Here is a 21844-nt window from a genome sequence, read left to right on the forward strand (position 1 = left end):
GCGTTTCTTTCATTTTTTAAATCGATTATCCAAATTTAATAAGTATATAAGCCCAAAATAAATAAATTCTAAGTTCATTAAAAGAGAAAAAATAAACTCACTAACGTTCAAACAATTTTTTCTCTAATAATTCACTTGAATTTATAATTATTTTTAAACAGTAATCAAGCTTTATTAACTTGAAAGAAGCGTTAGCTTCTTACAAAACCAGCTCCATGCAATGGTCGGTTGTAGGGGGGCAAAAAAGAGGGGGGCGTTAGGGGGAGGAAAAAGGGGGAGAATCGAAACTCCCCCATTTCCTCCGCCCTAACATTACGAAGTATTAATTTTATAAAATAATTATTTTATTAATGAAAGAAATAAATGTATATCACAAAAAAAGAAGCTTTTTCAAGCTTCTAAATTTTTTTTAAATCTATAAAGATTTCAACATATCCACATATCTAGGCATTGAATAATTTTCTCTGGAAATTTCTTTTTCTAAATTATCTGCTACTTCTCTTATTTCTTCTGTGATTTTTCTGGTTTTTTCTTGAATGTAGATTGCTTTTTCTTCTATTTCTTTTATTTTTTCAAAATCTTTTAGAATTTCTTTTATTTCTTCTCCAAATTCTAATAAAACTTTTACATTTTCATTTATTCTTTTTGCCTTTTCTTCTAATTTTTCATTTTCTAAAAAGGCAAGATAGGATTTTATTTCTTTTATTTCTTTCATTGCTGAAGGAAGAATTTCTTGATAGATTAAATTTGATAAAATTTCAAGCTCTTGTTGGCAAAATTTTATTATTTCTTCAAATTCTACGTTTATTATTGAATCTATTTCTTTTTGGCTAAATATTTTTTCTTCTTTAAATATTTCGTATGATGAATTTTTCTTTGCATAGACTAAGGCGTCTAAGAAGCTTTTATGGTTAATAAGTCCTCTTTTTTCCGCTTCTTTTATCCATTCTTTTGAGTATCCGTCGCCTTGGAATAAAATTTTTGAATTTTCCTTGTAGATTTCTTTGACTATTTTATAGACTTCTTCTTTTAAATCTTTTTCATTTTTTCCTTCAAGCCTTTTGCCTATATCTTTTAAAACTTCTGCCATAGCAAGATTAATTACTGTATTTAAATCTGCGGCTGATTTTGAAGAGCCTAACATCCTAAATTCAAATTTATTTCCTGTAAAGGCAACTGGAGATGTTCTATTTCTGTCTGATGAATCTGTTTGGATTTCTCCAAGATGTGGAATTTTAACTTTATTATTTATTCCTTTTATCTCTTGGTCTTTTGCTATTGATTTTAAAATATTTTCTAAATCTTCGCCGATAAAAACAGAAATTATTGAAGGTGGTGCCTCATTTCCGCCAAGTCTATAATCATTTGAAACTGATGATGAAGAAAGTCTTATTAAATTTTGGTATTTATTACAAACTTTAATCATTGCTGATAAAAATAATAAAAATAAATAATTATTTTTTGGGTCATCTCCTGGAGAAAAACAATTTTTTCCATAATTTGTTGTAAGGGAATAATTATTGTGTTTTCCACTTCCTGCCATATTTTTAAAAGGCTTTTCTTTTAATAGACAATAAAGATTGTGTTTGACGGCAGTTTTTTCTAAAATATGCATCAATAATTGGTTGTTGTCTACGGAAATATTACAATTTTCATACATTATTGCAATTTCAAATTGGTTTGGCCCAACTTCATTATGCTCAGCCTCCATATAAATTCCCAAATTATATAACTGTTCGTTCACATCTTCAAAAAAATCATTTACTCTTTGAGGAATTGCACCAAGATAATGGGAAATTATTTCCTTTTCAACCATAGAATCACGTCCAACAAGACTCATTCCACAATATTCTAAATCTATTCTTTTATCATAAAATTCTTTATCGATTAAATAAAATTCTTGTTCAAGTCCAACTTTCGCCTTTACCCTATAAGTTTTTTCATCTTTCAAAAACATATTGCAAATTGGACTTGCATACTTGCTCAAGATATTCATTGATTCAATTAAAGGCAATTTTTTATCAAGTTTTTCCCCATAAAAGGAAACAAAAACTGATGGAATATATAAAACTTTATCTTCAATAAAAGAATTTGCAGTCAAATCCCAATATGTATAACCACGAGCCTCAAAAGTCGATCTCATTCCACCTGATGGAAATGATGAGGCGTCTGGCTCTCCTTTTATTAATTCGTTTCCAGAAAATCTATTGATTGGATTGTGTTTATCATCTCTATTTAAAAACGCCGTTTTTTTATTTGCAGTTTTTCCATTTAAAGGTTGAAACCAATGAGTATATGAAGTTGCTCCTTTTGAAATCGCCCAAATTTTCATAGCATGAGCAATGGAATCAGCAGTTTCTTTATCAAGAGTTGTATTATTTCTTGCAGCCTCTTTCCATTTTAAATAAACAGGATAAGGGACATTTTCTTTCATAGTTTTTTTATCAAAAGCCAAATTTCCAAATTCTTTTAAATCCATATTTTTACCTTTCTTGATATTTTAAAATTTGTTTAAATAATTATATCATAAAAAAATACATATTAAATTTTTAATGCATAATTTTTGGCAAAAAATATTTTTTTACTTTATAAATATTTTGCAAATTAAATTTAATTAATTGACACTATATCAATATAATGATAAATTAATAGTAGTTGAAATTATAATAATTCGAGGATGGGAAAATGAGAAAAACAAAAAATAATTTTATTATTATCCACTCTTATTTCTTTTCAATTATTTGCACCAACAAATACTTCTAAGGCGAAATCTATTTTAATAAATTACGACCTTGCAGAAGGTGTAAATGTTAGAGAAAAACAATCAGATGATAGCGATTCAAAAATATTAGGAGGAATAGATTATCCTGATTTTTATGAAATAAAAGAAGAAAATGGAAATTGGTTAAAAATTAATTTTGAAGGAAAAGATGGATATGTAGTAAAAAGTTGGTTTCATATTTTAGATGATATGAAAGCAATTAAAAATGGTAAAATTTATGAAAAAGCTGACGAAAAATCAAAAGAAATTTCAAATTTTAAAAAGAAAGAAAAAATTGATTTAATAGATTTTGATTCTAACAAAAATTTTGTAAAGGTCAAAAAAGGCGACAAAATTGGTTTTGCAAAAATTGATAATTTTGATTTATCAAAAAAAGATGAAAAAGATTTAAATAAAATAAAAGATAAATACAAAAAAATATATGATTCTGTAAAAAGATATATGGATTATCTTGATAGGAATAATTTGAGTTTGTATCCAATCGATCAAAAAGATAAGGCAAAAGAAAATGAAATTGTTAGAAATTATGTGGTAGATGAGCCAGAAGAAAAAACTGAAGAAGTTGAATATATTTATTACACAGTTTCAGGAGATGATATTGGATCACAAGCCTATAATTTTGCAACAAAATTTATTGGAAATCCTTACGTTTGGGCTGGCACAAGTCTTACAAATGGAGTTGATTGTTCTGGATTTACCCAACAAGTTTATAAAGAATTTGGAATTAGTCTTCCTCACTTTGCTCAAAGCCAAGCTGATTATGGAAAAACTATAAAACTTGGAGAAGAAAAAGCAGGAGATTTGGTATTTTATGGAACAAGCCTTTCAAATATTACCCACGTTGCAATTGCCGATGGCCAAGGAGGAATTGTTCATGCAGCAAATCCTAGAAGTGGAATTATAACATCAGGAATTGGAAATCCAACAATTATAAAAAGATTAATTGAAGATTAAAATACGTCCTTTGTGGCGTATTTTTTTATTGTAAGCGAAAAAAAATAATGTTATAATTATTTAAAAGATTAAATTTTATAGAAATTAATTAGTAAATATAAAGGAGTTAAAAATGACAGATACATTAAATCCGTTAGAATCTGCACAATTACAAATAAAAAAAGCGTGTGAAAAATTAAATTTAAATCCAGCAGTTTATGAAATTTTAAAACAGCCTCAAAGATTTATAGAAATTTCTATTCCAGTAAAAATGGATGATGGTTCTCTAAAAGTTTTTAAAGGATATAGATCAGCTCACAACCATGCCCTAGGTCCTTCAAAAGGTGGAGTAAGATTTCATCAAAGTGTAAATGTAGAAGAAGTAAAAGCTCTTTCAACTTGGATGACTTTAAAGGCAGGGCTTTTGGCAATTCCTTACGGCGGTGGTAAGGGCGGAATATGTGTTGACCCAAAAAAATTATCTGATAGAGAACTTGAAAGTCTTTCTCGTGGATATGTTAGAGGCTTGTACAAATATTTGGGAGAAAGAATAGACATACCAGCTCCTGATGTAAATACAAATGGAAAAATTATGTCATATTTTATTGACGAATATACAAAATTAAATGGCGACAAAGAAGATTTTGGAACTTTTACAGGCAAGCCTTTAATCCTTGGTGGAAGTTTGGGTAGAAGTGAAGCTACAGGATATGGAGTTGTTATTACAACAAAATATGCATCCAAAAAAATTGGACTTGATTTGAAAAATGCAGAAATTGGTCTTCAAGGTTTTGGAAATGTTGGAAGTTTTACTTTAAAATATTTAGTAGAAGAAGGTGCTAAAGTTAAATATCTTTCTATAAGAGATGAAAATGAAGAGTGCGGAAGATCAGCCCTATATTCTGAAGATGGATTTGATTATGAATCTTTACAAAAATATAGAGATGAAAATAAAACTCTTGTAGGCTATCCTAAGGCAAAAAAAATATCTGATGAAGAATTTTGGCAAACAAAATTTGATATTTTAATTCCTGCAGCTTTAGAAAATATAATTACTGAAAAAATCGCCAAAAATTTAGATGTAAAATTAATTGCAGAAGGTGCAAATGGCCCAACAACTCCAGAAGCTGATATTATTTTAAAAGAAAAAAATGTAGAAGTAATTCCAGATGTCCTAGCAAATTCTGGTGGAGTTTTGGTTTCATATTATGAATGGATTCAAAATCAATATGGAAATTATTGGTCAAAAGAAGAAGTTCAAGAAAAACAAGAAAAAGATATGCTAAAAGCTCTTGAAGGAATTTTTGAAATTAAAGAAGAATTTAATACAAATATAAGAGAAGCATCTTATATGTTTGCAATCAAAAGAATTGCAGAAGCAATGGAGCTTCGTGGTTGGTATTAACAAATCTACATTTATTAGCCAATAATTTGAAAAATAAAAATAAAATTATATGCAAATGCTTAGTTTGTAAATTACAATTTTTTGCACAAAAATGGAGGAGAAATCGTAATAGATTTCTCCTCCATTTAATTTTAAGATATTTTTTTTAATTTTTAATTATTTGAACTATCGTCATTTGAATTTGTAAAAGATGCAAATAAGTCTTTGAAAAATTGTACTATTTTATCCCAAAGACCTGATTCTTTTATATCATTTCCTACTTTGTCAATGTCTTCTTTGTTGTCTTCGTAGAATTTTTTTCCTTTTTCTGTCAAAGTTCCTGCAAATTTTTTAAGATTTTCTTCTACTGCCTTGCTATCAATTGATGGGCTTTCTTGATATTTTTCAAAATAATTTACTAAAATTTGTATATTGTTATTTGATAAAATATCTCCCATATTTACATTGTTCAAAGCATCTTTTATAAAAATTTGAATTTGCTCGCTATCAGCGGTTTGTCCATTTTTATCTTTGTAATCTTTTAAATTTTGTTTTACTTCTGCAACTGCTTGGTCCAATTTGTCTTTGTCAAAAGATTCCTTATTTTCATTTTCTTCGCTTATTTTCTTTAATGTTCCAAGCTCTTCTTGAGCAGTTTGAGTGCTTTGTGTATTAACTTTTTCTCCATACATCTCTATTGCCTTATACACTCCAACAAGGGCAGATTCTCCTGTAACTTTTGTTGGACTTGCAACTTTAATTTCTGCATCGGTAATTCCTGATGTTATTGCAGCGTTTGTGTATTGGCTTTGAGTAATTGATGTTATATTTTCTGGTGTTAAAATTTCTACCTTGATTCCACTTCCCTTTGGAAGTTTTTTTACTGAAACTGATGAAATCATATTATAATCTTCTGCTTTGTAGCCTAAATATTTTTGGCAATCGTCGCCATTTACACTTGATTTATTTATATCATCAGATAGTCCCAATTTATTTTTTACTTCTTGAATTTGATTTTGATTTAAGCCAGCTCCATACATATAAGCTTCTTTTTGTGAATCGAATTCTCCACTTGCTTTTGCAACTTGTGGGATAATTAAAATTAATCCCAAAGCAAATGCCTTTAACATTTTGTTTTTAAATATTTTTTTCATAATATCTCCTTATAATTTTTCGATTTTTTCTACTAATTTATCAAGATCACTTTCTTCAACTTCTTCAATTTTTCCTTGGTCAATCAAACTTGTAATTTCTGGATTTATTGCAAGTTTTGCTACTGTATCAATTTTAAATTTTTCAGCAATTTCGTCGGTTTTTCCTTCTCCAAATATTTTGTAAATATTTCCTGTATCTTTCGCCTTAAAATAAGACATATTTTCAACTATTCCAAGAATTTCTTTGCCCATCATTTTTGCCATATTTAATGATTTTTCTACAACCATTCCTACCAAATCTTGAGGAGTTGTAACTGCAATAGCCCCATCAATATTTAGGGATTGGAAAACTGTTAGAGGAATATCACTTGTTCCTGGTGGCATATCAATTAATAGATAATCAATTTCGCCCCAATCAACGTCTGTGTAAAATTGTTTTAAAACATTATTTACAATTGATGATCTCCAAACAACTGGAGCGGATTTGTCTTGTAAAACTAAATTTATTGACATAATTTTTATTCCGCTCTTGCTTTCTGGTGCAATTAAAGTTCCATCTTCAAGACTTCTCACACTTTCTTTTATGCCAAAAGCTTGTGGGATTGATGGGCCTGTTATATCTGCATCCAAAATTGCAACTTTATTTCCATCTTTAGAAAGTTTTGCTGCAAGCATACTTGTTACAGAAGATTTGCCAACCCCTCCCTTGCCTGACATTATAGCAATTGTTTTTTTTATATTTGATCCTTCTTTGGGTTTTATTATAAATTTATCGAAATTCATTTTCTTTTGTGTCATTTCTATCTCCTTTAAGATTTTTTCAAATATATTATATGGTATTTTTTATATTTTTCTATTTATAATTTATCCCAATTTTTTCAAGCTAATAATATCTTATAATTTTGTAATAAAAAAGTTTTAAAAGCGAAAATCAAAAAAATTATAAATTTTCAAATAAAAATATAAATATTTATTTGACAAATGTAATTTGAGGATGTATCATTAGTCTAAGATTAAATATAAAAACTTTGAAAAGAAGAGTAGCTAATAAATTATATGCACAGAGAATCTTTGTAGGCTGAAAAAAGATCTTATAATCTTAGTGAATAAAGACTTAGAGTTGTACCGAGGATATTTTGATTCGGTATCGTATTTTGCACGTTATAGCAAAGGGGTATAATTTTGTACTTTCTTATTGGATCCTTTGAAAGTATATTTTGTACTTTATAAGGATATTTTTGTGAAAAAATATTAAATTTGGGTGGTAACACGGTCTTCGTCCCTTGGGATGCGGATCGTTTTTTTTATATTTAATCCATAAAAAAGTTACGACTAAAAAAAGAAAAAAATTTGGAGGAAATAATGAAAAAAATATTAAAGTTTCTTATGGCTTTTGTTTTGACTTTTGTTTTTACAATGGAAATTTCACACGCCGATGAGGACACATTTAAGGTTGGAATGGAAGTTAATTATGCTCCTTTTAACTTCTCTCAAGTTAATGATGCTAATGGAGCTGTTGAAATCAAAAATTCTAAGGGAGAATTTGCAAATGGATATGACGTTCAAATTGCAAAAAAAATTGCTGATGAACTTGGAAAAAAATTAGAAATTTACAAAATCGAATGGGACGGTCTTCCACCTGCTCTTACAAGTGGAAAAATTGATGCAATTATTGCTGGTATGAGCCCTACTGCTGAAAGAAGAAAAGAAATCGACTTTACAAATTCATATTATATTTCTGATTTGGTTATAGTTTTGAAAAAAGATTCTTCTTTTGCAAAGGCAAAATCTATAGCTGATTTTAAAGATGCAAAAATTACTGGACAATTAAATACTTTCCATTACACAGTACTTGATCAAATTGATGGAGTTAATAAGCAAGCTGCAATGGAATCTTTCCCATCAATGATTTCTGCAACAAAAGCTGGAAATATTGATGGATATGTTTCAGAAAAACCTGGAGCAATGTCAGCCGTTTCTGCAAATGAAGATTTAACTTATGTAGAATTTGAAAAAGGCAAAGGATTTAAAACTGAAACAGACGATACATCAATTGCCGTAGGTCTTAGAAAAAATTCCCCAATGAAAGATCAAATAAACGACATTTTATCTCAAATGAATGTCAAAGATCAAGATAAAATAATGAATGAAATGGTAAAATTATCAGAAGATGATGGCGAACAACTTTCATTTTTTGGACAAATGAAAGCTATTTGGAGCGAATATTCTTCCCTATTTATAAACGGAATTTTCTCAACACTTTTCATTTCAATTATTTCAACCTTGATAGGATTTGTAATTGGACTTATAGTTGCAGTTATTAGAAAAATAAAAGTAGATAAAAATAAAAATATTTTCGCCTATATTTTACAAAAAATTGTAAACTTTATCTTGGTTTGCTACATAGAAATATTTAGGGGAACTCCAATGATGGTTCAAGCAATCCTAATATTTTATGGTGCAAAACAATTTTTATCAATCGATATGTCAACCATGCTTGCAGCCTTTATAATAGTTTCAATTAATACTGGAGCTTACTTAGCAGAAGTTGTAAGAGGCGGAATAAATTCAGTTGATGAAGGACAATTCGAAGCTTGTAAGGCACTTGGAATGACACATTCACAAACAATGTTTAATGTTGTAATTCCACAAACAATAAAATCAATTTTGCCAGCAATTGCAAACGAATTTGTCGTAAATATAAAAGATACATCAGTATTAAACGTAATAAGCGTAACAGAATTATTCTTTGTATCAAAATCAATAGCAGGTTCAACCTACCAAATATTCCAAACATATTTGATAACTGCAATAATATATTTCATTTTAACTTTCATAACAACAAGAATTATCTTGTTAATTGAAAAGAAATTTACCAACAAAGAATTTGTGCTTGGATCTGTAACAGGAGGAATTCATGCCTAATATAATAAAAGTAAATAATCTAGAAAAAAAATTCGGACAAAATTTAGTTTTAAAAGATATAAATATGGAAGTTCAAAAAGGAGAAGTAGTTACAATAATCGGCTCATCAGGCTCAGGAAAATCTACCCTTTTAAGATGTTTAAATCTATTAGAAGAACCAACAAGTGGAGAAATTTTGTACAAAAATGAAAATATTTTAGACAAAAAATTTGACCTAAGAGCCTACAGAACAAAAGTCGGCATGGTTTTTCAAAATTTTAATTTGTTTGAAAATAAAACTGTCCTACAAAACTGTACCCTAAGCCAAGAAAAAGTTTTAAAAATTTCAAAAAGGGATGCAGAAGAAAAAGCAAAAAAATTCCTACAATTAGTAGGCATGGACCAATATATAAACGCAAAGCCATCACAAATTTCTGGTGGACAAAAACAAAGAGTTGCCATAGCAAGAGCCCTTTGTATGGATCCAGAAGTTTTACTTTTCGATGAACCAACAAGTGCCCTTGATCCAGAAATGGTTGGAGAAGTTTTGGAAGTTATGACAAAACTTGCCAAAAAAGGAATCACAATGATAGTAGTAACCCACGAAATGGATTTTGCAAGAGAAGTTTCTACAAGAGTTTTGTTTATGAATGAAGGAATAATTTTAGAAGAAGGATCTCCAGAAGAAATTTTCACAAATCCAAAAAATCAAAGAACAAAAGATTTCTTAAAAAGATATATGGGATAAAAGCAGGATTTTTCCTGCTTTTTATTTTGTATATTTTTAGTATAATGGAAATGAAAAGAGGTAATTATGGAAAATAAATTAATAGAAATTTTAAATAATGGCTCATCATTTGCATACGGATTTTTGCTAGATGAAAATGAAAAAAATTATTTGATAAAAAACCTAGACGACCAAGGAAGATTTGACGGTTACACTTTGATTTCAAAAGATTTAGTAAAAATAAATGAAAAATCTGATTTTTTGAAAAAATTAAAAATTTATAATGAATATTGGAAGTCAACTAAAGAAGAAAAGACAGGCGAAAATATAGGTGAAATTTTTAAAAGTATTCCAGATTTTTTTGATATAGTAAAATACGCCAAGGAAAATAAAAAAATAATAAATTTAGGAAAATCCTTAGATTATTTTGACCAAATTTGTGCTTATGTAAAAAATATAGAAGATGATTTTGCAATAGTTGACGCAGTAGATATAAATTCCGGACAAATTTACGATGAATTTGAAATTGACATTAGAGAAATTAAATATATAGAAATAGAATCTATAGATAATATTTTGCTTGATTTTGTAAATAAAAAATAAGATTTTATATTTTAAAAGTCTCAAGGTTAAAATTAAAACTTATATATATTTATTTAATAGAGAGATCTCTTTGGTTAAACTCATTTTTAAATTTCACTCTTTCTTTGAGATCTCTCCGCAAGGTTAAATGGGTATTGACGGATTTTTTTATGATTAAAATTACTTTTACTTTATAATTCTTGAATTTTTTCTTTCAAACTGGAGCTTGTTTGATAAACATCATCTGCATCCATTATTGCTCTTACCACGCAAATTCCATCGACTTTTGTATTTTTTAATATTTCTACATTTTCAATATTTAAACCACCGATGGCATAAATGTCTATGTCCACTTCTTCTTTTATTTTTTTCAAAGTTTCTATTGATGTTCTTTTGGTTTTTACGTGAGTTTTGGTTTCAAAAATCGCCCCAACTCCCAAATAATTTGCCCCATCTTTTTTTGCTTTTTTGGAAGCTTCTACTGATTTTGCAGTTGCTCCTATTATTGCTTTTTCTCCCAATAGTTTTCTACAAAGTGCAATTGGCATATCATCTTTTCCAACATGAACGCCACAGCCAAGAGCCCAAGCAAGATGAACCTTATCATCAATTAACAAAGGAATATCGTATTTGTCACAAATTTTTTTACTTTTTTCCCTAAATTTAAAATTTCAATATCAGATTTTTCTTTTTCTCTCAATTGAACAATATCGACTCCACCTTTTATGGCATCTTCAATTCTTTCTAAAAATTCTTCTTCATTATATTTATCTGAATTTGTTACCAAATATAATTTTTTCACAAATTTCCCTCCTTTATTTTTGCTCTTTTTATAATTTCTTCATCGCTGATTTCTGATATATTATCCATCAAATTTACAAAAAAACTATAGGGCTTTTTTGTATCAGAAATTTCTCCAGATATTTCCAAAATAAGAAGAGCCAAAATTGACGCTTCAATTGGATTTGAAACTGATAAAAATGTAGAAATTAAGCCTGTCAACATACAACCTGTGGCTGTGATTTTTGAAAGATTTTCACAACCATTATCAAACAAAAAATACTTATCATCTTTTAATAATATATCAGTTTTTCCTGTAATCAAAACTGCCGTCTTGTATTTTTTTGAAAGTTTTTGAGAAATTTCTGTAAAATATTTTATATTTTCACAAGAAATCTTATCCTCATCTCCTGCATCTATGCCTTTGGCATGAGAGTTTTCTCCACAAAGAGAAAGAATTTCAGATGAATTTCCCTTAATGACTTCAAATTTATATTTTTCTAGTAATTTTTTTGCAAAATCAAGCCTAATTTTACTTGCACCAACTCCAACCACATCCATTATTACGGGAATATTTTTCTCATTTGCAAATTTCATCGCTATTTCCATTGCTTTTAATCTTGACTTTGTAATATTTCCAAGATTTATAGAAAGCGAATCAGAAATTTTTACAATTTCTTCCATTTCATCTTCGCATTCGGCACAAATTGCCTTGGCTCCTTGAAATAAAATCGAATTTGCCACCATATTTATGGCAATTGGATTTGTAATTGCGTGAATTAATGGAATTTTTTCCCTAACAAGTTTTCTATTTTCAAGAATTTTTTTTAGATTTTTCATATACATTTACTCCAAGCTTTTTTTGTATGGAAAATCCCCTCTACCTTAGATAATTGTCTAAATCTCTATAAAAGTCTATTTTATGGTACTTCTCCATTTACGACAATTTGCTAACTCTCTATAAGTGCCTATAGATTTCTAGCAAATTGTCGTAAATTTGTCGTAAGCTGTCGTAAATTCTAAAATATAAATTTCATCGCTTTTTCAAATTCTCCCATCTGTTCTATCTTAAAATCTTCTGTTGCATCTACATATATATTCATTGTTGTACTAATATCAGAATGACCTAGAATAGACTGCATTGCCTTTGTATTTATATTTTGTTCATTAAGCCTTGTAGTAAAGGTGTGTCTGAAAATGTGATTGCTTAAATGTGGAACTAATAGAATATCATTAGAGTTCGATTTATTTTTATCCATTATACTTAAATTGCAATCTCTAACAATTCTTCTTAAAGCTTTATTAAGTGTTCCATTATTGTGAACCTTTCCGAATCTGTTTAAAAATACAAAGTCTTTAAATCCATCGATTGAATCACAACATACGATTCCAAAAGTCTTTTGTAACTCTCTTTCCATAAGAAAAGCATCTTTTACTTTTTGAACCATAGGAATACTTCGCTTACCTGATGCTGTCTTCGGTGTATTAATAGCATATCTATTGTTTAATCCTTTACCTTTACTATAATATACCAAAGTCCTATTTACATTTATAAGACCATTATCAAAATCTAGATCGTCCCATTGTAATCCTGTGACTTCTCCAACTCTCATTCCCGTCCAAAGCATAACAATGAATATTGGATACCATTTTCTATATTCATCACTATTAGATAAATATTCTTCAAATAGCACCTGTTCTTCTATTGTCATAGCTTTTTTCTTCGGAGATTCATTTCGATAAGCTACTTTCAATTCCTTCAAAGCATTGTCAGACGGATTAAACCTTATATATTCGTCATCCACTGCTAATTCTAATACCTGATGTAAGACAGTATGGACACAATCTATGGTAGAAACCATCAATCCCTGGTCTTCCTTTAATCTGTTATAAAAACTTCTAACATCAGATCTTTTAATATCAGATAGTTTAATGCGACCAAAAGTCGGTTCTACAAATTGTTGATACATATAGATGTAATTTTTAAAGGTATTATCCTTTAAACCTCTTTTAACCTTTGTCCATAGCTTAAAAGTATCATTTACAGACAAGCTACTTCCTTCGTTGTTGATTCCATCTATAGTATTGCGTAAAATATCTAATTCCTTTTCTCTTAATTCTTTTAGAGTTTTCGCATAGATAGATTTTCTACGACCTATTTTGTCTTGCCACTTAAATTCATAAGTGCCATTTGACCTTTGATATTCACCGTCTTTTAAAACAACCCCTTTACTATCTTTGCGTCTTTTTACCATAAAAATTCTCCTTTTTTGATAAAAGACACGCTATAATTATTATACCGCATTATGCGTGTTTTATATATAGTTTTAGATTAAATAGAGAACTGTCTATTTAAATATTCTTCCATTAATTTTTTCTTAATAAGACGCTTACTTCCATTAAATAATACAAAATCACAATCATTTTCATCCGTTAATTGTCTAACTTTATCTTGACCAATATTAAAATATTCAGATGCTTCTTTTAATGTTAGAAATGCTTTCTCAGAAACACGAACACCTTTTATATTTTCGTTAATCATAAATCCTCCAAATAATATATTTAAAATATTTATTTTAATATTTTTAAAGTTTTTTGACATTGACAAGTGCCTTGGATTAGCAACATAGGAATCTCACCTCCGCCTCTGTTCAGGATGAGCCGGCTTCAACCTTAGAAGTATCATTATCCTCATTTTCTTCATAGCGAATAGGGTATCCCTCCCTATATTCAAACTCTTACTTATCGCTCCCTTTCTTCTTCCCTTGCTTTTAGCTTAGCAGTACTTGTTTTGCCGAATTATTCAGCAGAAAGATCTTGGCGGATAGGTTATCACGCTCTAAAAATGATTAATGTCTTGTCTTGGTCTATTTAATTGTTATGGTTCAAATATTGTTTAAATTTCTTTTAAAATAGAAAGAGGACAAAACTCCCCTCACTTTATAAAGGAAAATTTGCCCTCTTTGGTAACCAGAAATTATATCTCTTCTATAAATTTCTTTAGTTTTTCTAAAATCTTATCTCGTCTTTTTATTAAAGCAGGATGAGATATATTTTGAGCCTTTGCTACTGCACGAAGTGTTTCATCATTGAAATATAATCTTTCAATTATTTCCCGTTCATCTTTATTTAACTTTGACATTGCATTTCTTAGTGCTTCAATCATCATTTGTGTAGCTACAACTTTTTCAACATCAACATTTTTATCTTCTAGATTATCTTCGAAATTCCCATCATGATTTAGGGACGAAAAAAAGAGCAAGTGGTTTTTCTTGTCCACCTGCTCTAAATACTTTTCGTGTTCTCTTTCTTGCCAGTAGACTTTGTATATCTGTTCGCTTACTTTGATTTTTTGCCCACCAACATAAAGGTAATATTCTTTTGTCATTTATGTTTCCTCCATTCTTTTTTTGTCTTTATGTTTTCAGACAAAAAAAGGAGGACTCCTGCTCTTGGGCATGGTTAGTCCTCTAAAATGAACGAAACTATTTTTAATAAAGATTCTTTTTGGATTTGCTATATTATTTTTAACAGATATATTATATAAATATCGTCTTTCGATGTTTAAGTCTATTTTCTCCTTGTTTTAATATATGATAAGTTGAAATATTACATTTGCTCAATAAATTCAAATATTTTTTCTTCATTATTAAATAAGACAAACCTATCATAATTATTTTTATCTAGAGTTAAAGCAGAATTACAACACTTAAAAAGAAATTCCAAATCATGAGTTATAATAACTATTGAAATCTTTTTAGAATACTCATTTATAAGCTTTGCCATGATTTCCATATTCTTATAATCAAGTCCTGATGTTGGTTCATCTAATATGATTACTCGTCTATTTGATAGAAAAGCAGTAATTACAGCTAGCCTTTGTTTCTGACCTCCTGATAATTTTTGAGGATGTGATGTTCTTTTATCCCAGAGATTTATTTCCTTTAAAAGTTTTTTAATTTCTTCTTTATCAGATGATATAGACAGGAGTTCATTTTCAACTGTATCTAAAAATATTTGTGAATCTACATCCTGCTGAACTAGGTAAGAATTTTTTAGTCTTTCTTTTTCTCGTACACCTATACTTGTATCTTGATTTTTTCCAACAAGTCCAGTTATTATTCTTGATAGAGATGTCTTACCCGATCCATTTTTCCCAAGTATTCCTAAAACTTCTCCCTTCTTTAAATCAAAAGAAATGTTTTCTAAAATGCTTTTCTTACCAACACTTACATATATATTATTAAAAAATTCTACAGAATCTTTTTCAAAAAAATTTCTTTCAGTTTTTAAGTTTCTTTCTTCTAAAGTCCTAAGTCCTAATTCTTTGGCTAGATTATTATTAAAATTTTCTCTTGTAAAAATTTCATTGATTGTTGCACCTTTCATAAACACAATTCTATCAAATAAGTTTTTTAGATAATAAAGTCTATGCTCGGCTAATATTATGGTTTTACCCATAGATTTTAATTCTTTTAAAATCTCTTTAAAGCTTTCAATAGAATCATAATCTAGAGAAGAGGATGGTTCATCAAAAAATAAAATTTTACTATCTTGAATAAGAGCTGAAGCAATAGCTACTCTCTGTCTTTCTCCTCCTGATAGTGAAAAAATAGATTTATCAAGCAGTTTTTCTATTTTAAGCAATTTACTTATAGACTCTATCTTTTCTATAATCAAATCTCTTTTAATTCCCAAGTTTTCTGCCCCTAAGGCAATTTCATCATAAACATTTGTACAAAAAAACTGATCTTTGGGATTTTGAAAAACAATGGATAAAATTTTTGAAAGTTCTCCTTTTTTATATTCATTTATATCTCTTCCTAAAATTTCAACCTCTCCATCTAATTTTCCTTCATAAAAGCTTGGAAAAAGACCCGTAATTATTCTTATTAGTGTGCTCTTCCCACAACCAGAATTGCCTGTTAATACAATAAACTCTCCATCTTTGATATTAAATTTAATATTTTTTAAATTCTCATTTTCTCCATAAGAAAAAGATTTAATATTAACACTAATCACATTTTCCATAAACTTGCTCCTAGCATAATAACTGTGCTAATCCACATAAAATAATCAAATTTTGAAAATTGCAAATTATATATGGATGTTTTTTTACAATCTATTTCAATCCCCTTTAAAATAATTGAACAGGTTAATACATCGCTTATTTCAAGACATTTATAAAGTAAAGGCACAAAATAAAGCTCAAAAGTCTTTATTGGGTGAAATATACTAGTCTTAAATCCTCTTATCTTTTGTCCATCTTTTATTTCTTGGAGTCTTATTTTTATTTCAGGTATAAACCTAAAGAATAAAGCAATAGGAAGTCCAAAGCTTGTAGGCATTCCTCTATTAGTAAAAGAAGCTACAATAAAAGATGCCGAATATAGACTCATGACTCTTGCCATAATAAATATAGGAGCGTAAAGAAATATAATTCTAAGCATGAGATATATCGAGCCAATAAAGACACCACCCAAATAATTTTCTAAAATCCTTATTAAAATAAAAATTACAATCAAAAATAAAGTAAATTTAAAACTTAACTTTAGTGAATAAATGGATAATGATAATAAGCTTAATAGTAGACATATAATATAAAAAGCTTCATCTCCTATTGTGAGTATTATAGAAAAGATTATAATTAGCCCAATTATAGTAATTGGGCTAATTACTTCCTTTTTCTCTTTTTTACTTTTAACCAAGAACACTTTTTTTATTCCTACCAGCAAAAAACTTATTATAGATATATGATCCAAATTTTGCACCAATGATTGATGCAATTATGGAAATAACAAAACAAATTCCAATATTTGCAGGTGTGTAAAAGTTTCTTAAAAAGTCAAAGTAGTCCGCTCCCATCATTTCAAGCATCGCCTTAGATTTTGAAAAGAAAAACACAATTATCATAGGATGAAGTGAATATACAAACATACCCGCTCCAAAAGCAAGACCAACCTTACTATTGCCTCTATCATAATTTTCACTACTTCCCACTACAAGTTCAGCTAATATTCCAGCAATGGTATTTATAATTATAATAGGCCACATCCCCATAAGAGTGTAGAATAGTCCTATCAAAAAGAAATATAAAAATGCGGTCCCCCTCACCTTTACACTCCTTGCCAAAATTACAAATACTGGTGCTACTACAATCGTAGCAAAGGCACAAGACAAATATAAACTAGGCATTACACCTAAAGCTCCTGTAGCATAACCAAGTCCCATTGTTAACACAAATCCTATAACTGAAAAAACAGCAATTTTTACAATATTTTTTAAATTCATCTTCTCCTCCTTATTTAATTTTCCAATTTTCAGCTTTTTCTCTGATTTTAATGAAATCAGAATATATGCCTTCTTCTTTAATTAATTCATCATGTTCACCTTTTTGAACAATTTGACCCTTTTCTAAGACGATGATTTGATCAGCGTTTTTTATGGTATTTAATTTATGGGCTATCATAATCACCGTCTTCTCTTTCATTAATGAGTTAATCGCAATTTGTAATTTGTCCTCATTTTCTGGATCAACATTTGCAGTTGCCTCATCTAAAATTATAATTGGTGCATCTTTAATAATTGCTCTTGCTATTGATATTCTTTGTTTCTCACCTCCCGAAAGATTAGCACCCCCTTCTCCTATTACTGTGTCATATCCCTTTGGCAAAGCCATAATAAAATCATGACACGCAGCTTTTTTTGCAGCATTTATGACTTCCTCATGACTTGCATTAGGATTTCCAAATTTTATATTGTTTTCAATAGTATCATTAAAAAGATATACTGATTGAAAGACTATGGAGATATTATCCATCAATTCTTCTAAACTAATATCTTTTATATTTACTCCACCTATTGTAATATCTCCACTATCTACATCCCAAAATCTAGCAATGAGCTTTGATAGGGTTGTTTTCCCAGCTCCTGATGGTCCTATAAATGCCACAGTAGTTTTTTCAGGAATTTTAAAAGATACCTTATCGATTATTTTTTTATTTCCATAGGAAAAAGAAACATTATTAAATTCAATATTTCTTTTACTTGTTAACTTTAGACCAGACTTCGATTTCATCTCACTAAGCGACATAATATCATCAACTTTATCAATAGAACTTGCTACTATTCTTAGCTCTGACATTGAAGATCCTGCCTCCTGAATCTGAGAAAATATCATATAAGACATAATCAATGTCATCAAAGAGTTTGTTAAATTCATAGTTTGATCAAAATAAAATCTAATAGCCAAATACATCAATATAAATGATGCAACATTTAAAATTAGAGAAGAAAAAATTGTAAAAGGAGTAAATCTTCTCTCTACTTCTAAATTAGTTTTTTTACTCTCAAAAATAGCATCTCTTGTGTTTTTATCTCCCTTACCCGTTAAATTAAATGATTTAATAACAGGCATGGCTTGTATATGTTCTAAAACTCTATCAGATAAATTAATTTGGGCATTGGCTCTTTTGGGAGCAACTTTAGCTGAAACTTTTTGCATTCTATCACTAACATAAAGGTATATTAATGTTGCTATTGCAACTACAATCCCAATTCTAATATCAAAAATAAAAACCATGATAGTAAAAACAAAGGCTGTTAAAAATCCAGTAAGCATGGTTATGAGAATTGAAGGAACAGTGTTTTCTGTTTCGCTTAGCCCTGTTGTTAATATCCCTGAAATATTTTCCATTTTTGAATTATTTAGTAAACCCATTGGAATTTTTTTCAACTTATCTGTCATTTTAATTCTTGCATTTGCAACCATAAAATAACCTGCATGAGTTTGTCTTAACTGTGCGTAATAATTTGTTATCATTCGTCCAAATATAGATGCAAGAATAATAGCAAAAGACATTAAGGATGTTCTTAATTTTTCTCCATTATTTACAATACTTAACAAAATAAAATAAACGGCTCCCATTTGCAAAACATAAAAGAATGCATGAATTACTGATATAACTAAAGATTTATTTAAGTTTGACTTCTCCTTAGCTGAAAACCTCCAAATTTTACTTAAGGTTTCTAACATATTAATCCTCCTTTCCTATACTTGTTTTCCAAAGCTTCTTATAAGTCTCTGAAGAATTTAGAAGATCTTCATGCTTACCAGAGTCTTCAATTTTTCCATTATTTACTACAAAAATCTTATCCGAATCTTTTATTGTATATAATCTGTGTGCAATCACGATTACAGTTTTATTTTTAATTAATTCATTTAAAGAATTTTGAATTAAATATTCATTTTCTGGATCCATATAGGCCGTTGCTTCATCAAATATAACTATAGGGGCGTTTTTTAGCATTGCTCTAGCTATAACGATTCGCTGCCTTTCGCCTCCAGAAAGACTTTCTCCCTGTTTTCCAACCCTAGTTTCATATGCATTTTCCAAATGAGATATAAATTCATGACAGCCAGCTTTTTTTGATATCTCCTCAACTTCTTTATCGCTCGCCTTAGGGTCACCCATTCTTATATTTTCCCTTATAGTATCATCAAATAAAAAGTTGTCTTGGGACACAAAAGAAACCTGATCATAAAGTTCTTCTAAAGGAATGTTTTCATAAGGAATATCGCCCATCTTAATCACACCCTTCTTTACATCCCAAAATCCTGCAATTAATTTTGCAATAGTAGATTTTCCACCACCTGACAAACCTACAAAAGCATTTTTAGTTCCTTCTTTTATTTGTAAGGAAATATCTGATAAAATTTCTTGACCATCTTCGTACTCGAAACTCACATTATTAAGCTCTATATCATGATTTTTAATAACAATTTTTTCTTCACTGTGAATTTGCTCAGTCGAATTAAGAACAGACTCCACATTTTCTACTAAAGTGCCTACTTGAGCTCCTATAGTTGTAAATCTCATCATAGTATTTAGTAATCCTTGTAAGGAAAAGGATAAAATTATGGAAAGTAGATATCCTGTTAAGGATAAAGATCCATTCTTATAAAAGATATATCCCAATGGAAGTATAGCTAGAAGAGTAGTTGGGGTGATTGCTTTTGACATTGACATTCCAAATTGAGTTTTTGTCATCCAGTCATAATAATATTTTGCATTAGCATAAACTTTGTCGGTGATTTTTTTATAAGTTTTATCCGTCTGATTATATGACCTTATCACTTCTAACCCATTTACGTATTCTACAAGAGAAGAATTCATTTCTCCTCCGATTTTCATCGCACCAGCAAAATTATCTCCATAAGATTTAAAAACACTTGCCATAAAAAACATACCTATTGGAAATGATACGAGGGATAAGAGTCCCATTCTCCAGTCTACAAATAAAAGATATAAAAATACAAAAACAGGACCTAGTAAATTTGCTGTCATTTCAGGGAACATGTGAGCAAGTGGACTCTCCATACTTTCTACCTGATCAACTATTTTTTGCTTAAAAGCTCCACTTGGAGTTTCGCTTATTGTTCCAAGAGAAAGTTTAGGAAGTTTCTCTATCATTTTTATCCTAATATCAGCAAGTATAGAAAAAGTAGCCTTGTGGGAAATAGATAGAGACCATGCATATAATAAAGTTTTTAAAGCATAACCTAGTAGTCCAGTTAAACACCATAAGATATAGTAATTTTTATCAGTATCATTTGATATAAGTCCTTCAGCAATTTTTCCTCCACTTATAAAGGGAAGTATTCCAAAAATAACTCCAAGACTTGCGAGTAGCACTGACAGATTTAAACTTGACCTATGATTGTTCGCCAATTTCATTAGTTTTTTAAATTGATTTTCTTTTTTCAAAATTTCCACCTCCATAAAAAGATAACTTAGTTATCATATTTTTAAAAAAATTAAGGATTATAATCCCCTAATCTTTTTCCAACCATCATTAAAAAATCCCGCTATAATCTTTGCATTATGAACTGCTTCTTCCTTACTATTAGAATGTACTACTAATTCTGATAGTGCATAAATGTAAGCATGGTTTATAAGATGTAGTCCCTCATCAGTAATAACGCTCCTATATCCATTCTTATAAATTAGATTTAAAATTTTTTTATGATTTTCATCTTCAAATCCTATAATTTCATCAATAAAGTTCTCGTATTTTGTACCATATGAAGAAAAAATCAAAAGCTCAAAAATATCTTTATTATCATAAAAGAAAGATACGGACTTTACAGATGCTTCTTCTTTCATTTTCAGTATTTCTAATAACTTATTTTTACTTAACTCTTCATCAGATTCATAAGTTTTAAGACTTTTGTCTTCATAATTTTTATAAATATCAAGAATCTGACTTGCAAAAGGTTCTACCAAATTTGTAAACAAATTTTCCTTATCATCAAAATGACGGTAAAAAGCTCCTGTAGTTACCCCAGCTTCTTTGCAAATCTTTCTTAAGTTAGATTTCTCATAACCATCTTTTAAAAAGTTTTTTATACCACTTTCTAAAATTTTGCTATGAGTAGCATCATACCCACTTAAACTCAACACTCATTCACCTTCTTCCTACTACAAAATCCAACCATGATAACTTAGTTATCATTATATATACTCATCTTCTTTTTGTCAATACGCACAGTGGAAAATAATACTTAAGTATGATATAATTATTAATAATTAAATACA

Annotated in this window: 18 protein-coding genes and 2 pseudogenes; 6 read left to right on the forward strand and 14 right to left on the reverse strand. The window is 29.0% G+C overall.

Annotation, left to right across the window (positions count from 1 at the left end):
• Positions 1–415 precede the first annotated feature (415 nt).
• Complete coding sequence (locus HGAG_RS07075) at positions 416–2479, reverse strand: glutamine synthetase III domain-containing protein (protein ID WP_019118506.1); 2064 nt, start codon at positions 2477–2479, stop codon at positions 416–418.
• Positions 2480–2779: 300 nt separating this feature from the next.
• Here HGAG_RS07075 and HGAG_RS12420 point away from each other — a divergent pair.
• From HGAG_RS12420 to HGAG_RS07085, 3 genes and pseudogenes are all read left to right on the forward strand, one after another.
• A pseudogene (locus HGAG_RS12420) lies at positions 2780–2941 on the forward strand (SH3 domain-containing protein); the annotation flags it as partial.
• Positions 2942–2971: 30 nt separating this feature from the next.
• Positions 2972–3736 (forward strand): C40 family peptidase, encoded by a 765-nt coding sequence (locus HGAG_RS07080; protein WP_019118507.1) that lies wholly within the window; start codon positions 2972–2974, stop codon positions 3734–3736.
• A gap of 112 nt (positions 3737–3848) precedes the next feature.
• Positions 3849–5120: a Glu/Leu/Phe/Val family dehydrogenase gene (locus HGAG_RS07085; protein ID WP_019118508.1), complete on the forward strand. Its 1272-nt coding sequence runs from the start codon at positions 3849–3851 to the stop codon at positions 5118–5120.
• A 152-nt stretch (positions 5121–5272) separates the two neighbouring features.
• On the opposite strand, the gene HGAG_RS07090 is transcribed toward HGAG_RS07085, so the two are convergent.
• Together HGAG_RS07090 and HGAG_RS07095 are read right to left on the reverse strand one after the other, a co-directional pair.
• Positions 5273–6253, reverse strand: coding sequence for a DUF1002 domain-containing protein (locus HGAG_RS07090; protein ID WP_019118509.1), 981 nt, complete (start codon positions 6251–6253; stop codon positions 5273–5275).
• Positions 6254–6262: 9 nt separating this feature from the next.
• Positions 6263–7051 (reverse strand): Mrp/NBP35 family ATP-binding protein, encoded by a 789-nt coding sequence (locus tag HGAG_RS07095; protein WP_019118510.1) that lies wholly within the window; start codon positions 7049–7051, stop codon positions 6263–6265.
• A 564-nt stretch (positions 7052–7615) separates the two neighbouring features.
• Here HGAG_RS07095 and HGAG_RS07100 point away from each other — a divergent pair.
• The 3 genes from HGAG_RS07100 to HGAG_RS07110 all read left to right on the forward strand — a co-directional run bounded on the left by HGAG_RS07100 (position 7616) and on the right by HGAG_RS07110 (position 10487).
• The gene (locus HGAG_RS07100) at positions 7616–9178 is read left to right on the forward strand and encodes an ABC transporter substrate-binding protein/permease (RefSeq protein ID WP_019118511.1); all 1563 of its coding nucleotides are present in this window, start codon (positions 7616–7618) and stop codon (positions 9176–9178) included.
• On the forward strand, positions 9171–9905 hold the full coding sequence (locus HGAG_RS07105) for an amino acid ABC transporter ATP-binding protein (protein ID WP_019118512.1): 735 nt from the start codon (positions 9171–9173) through the stop codon (positions 9903–9905). The genes HGAG_RS07100 and HGAG_RS07105 overlap by 8 nt, the downstream gene beginning before the upstream one ends.
• Positions 9906–9971: 66 nt before the next feature.
• A complete protein-coding gene (locus tag HGAG_RS07110; protein WP_019118513.1) occupies positions 9972–10487 on the forward strand; it encodes a hypothetical protein in 516 nt (171 codons plus the stop codon).
• A 170-nt stretch (positions 10488–10657) separates the two neighbouring features.
• Here HGAG_RS07110 and thiE read toward each other — a convergent pair.
• The 11 genes and pseudogenes from thiE to HGAG_RS07165 all read right to left on the reverse strand — a co-directional run bounded on the left by thiE (position 10658) and on the right by HGAG_RS07165 (position 21709).
• A pseudogene (thiE, locus tag HGAG_RS10815) lies at positions 10658–11268 on the reverse strand (thiamine phosphate synthase).
• Complete coding sequence (gene thiM / locus HGAG_RS07120; protein WP_019118514.1) at positions 11265–12086, reverse strand: hydroxyethylthiazole kinase; 822 nt, start codon at positions 12084–12086, stop codon at positions 11265–11267. The pseudogene thiE and the gene thiM overlap by 4 nt, the downstream one beginning before the upstream one ends.
• A 179-nt stretch (positions 12087–12265) precedes the next feature.
• Complete coding sequence (locus HGAG_RS07125) at positions 12266–13501, reverse strand: tyrosine-type recombinase/integrase (RefSeq protein ID WP_019118515.1); 1236 nt, start codon at positions 13499–13501, stop codon at positions 12266–12268.
• Between the two features lie 77 nt (positions 13502–13578).
• Positions 13579–13788: an excisionase gene (locus HGAG_RS07130; protein ID WP_009345237.1), complete on the reverse strand. Its 210-nt coding sequence runs from the start codon at positions 13786–13788 to the stop codon at positions 13579–13581.
• A 435-nt stretch (positions 13789–14223) separates the two neighbouring features.
• Positions 14224–14634, reverse strand: coding sequence for a sigma-70 RNA polymerase sigma factor region 4 domain-containing protein (locus HGAG_RS07135; protein ID WP_005956580.1), 411 nt, complete (start codon positions 14632–14634; stop codon positions 14224–14226).
• Between the two features lie 221 nt (positions 14635–14855).
• Positions 14856–16277: an ABC transporter ATP-binding protein gene (locus HGAG_RS07140; protein WP_019118516.1), complete on the reverse strand. Its 1422-nt coding sequence runs from the start codon at positions 16275–16277 to the stop codon at positions 14856–14858.
• Complete coding sequence (locus HGAG_RS07145) at positions 16265–16960, reverse strand: energy-coupling factor transporter transmembrane component T (RefSeq protein ID WP_019118517.1); 696 nt, start codon at positions 16958–16960, stop codon at positions 16265–16267. The genes HGAG_RS07140 and HGAG_RS07145 overlap by 13 nt, the downstream gene beginning before the upstream one ends.
• Positions 16947–17537 carry an MptD family putative ECF transporter S component gene (locus HGAG_RS07150; protein ID WP_019118518.1) on the reverse strand — a complete coding sequence of 197 codons (591 nt, stop codon included), beginning with the start codon at positions 17535–17537 and terminating at the stop codon, positions 16947–16949. Before HGAG_RS07150 ends, HGAG_RS07145 begins: the two co-directional genes overlap by 14 nt.
• A 10-nt stretch (positions 17538–17547) precedes the next feature.
• On the reverse strand, positions 17548–19281 hold the full coding sequence (locus HGAG_RS07155; protein ID WP_019118519.1) for an ABC transporter ATP-binding protein: 1734 nt from the start codon (positions 19279–19281) through the stop codon (positions 17548–17550).
• A gap of 1 nt (position 19282) precedes the next feature.
• Positions 19283–21013, reverse strand: a complete 1731-nt coding sequence (locus HGAG_RS07160) for an ABC transporter ATP-binding protein (protein ID WP_019118520.1) — start codon at positions 21011–21013, stop codon at positions 19283–19285.
• 57 nt (positions 21014–21070) lie between these two features.
• A complete protein-coding gene (locus HGAG_RS07165) occupies positions 21071–21709 on the reverse strand; it encodes a TetR/AcrR family transcriptional regulator (RefSeq protein WP_019118521.1) in 639 nt (212 codons plus the stop codon).
• Positions 21710–21844 lie beyond the last annotated feature (135 nt).

This window comes from Anaerococcus obesiensis ph10 (genome assembly GCF_000311745.1).
Taxonomy (GTDB): Bacteria; Bacillota; Clostridia; order Tissierellales; family Peptoniphilaceae; genus Anaerococcus; species Anaerococcus vaginalis.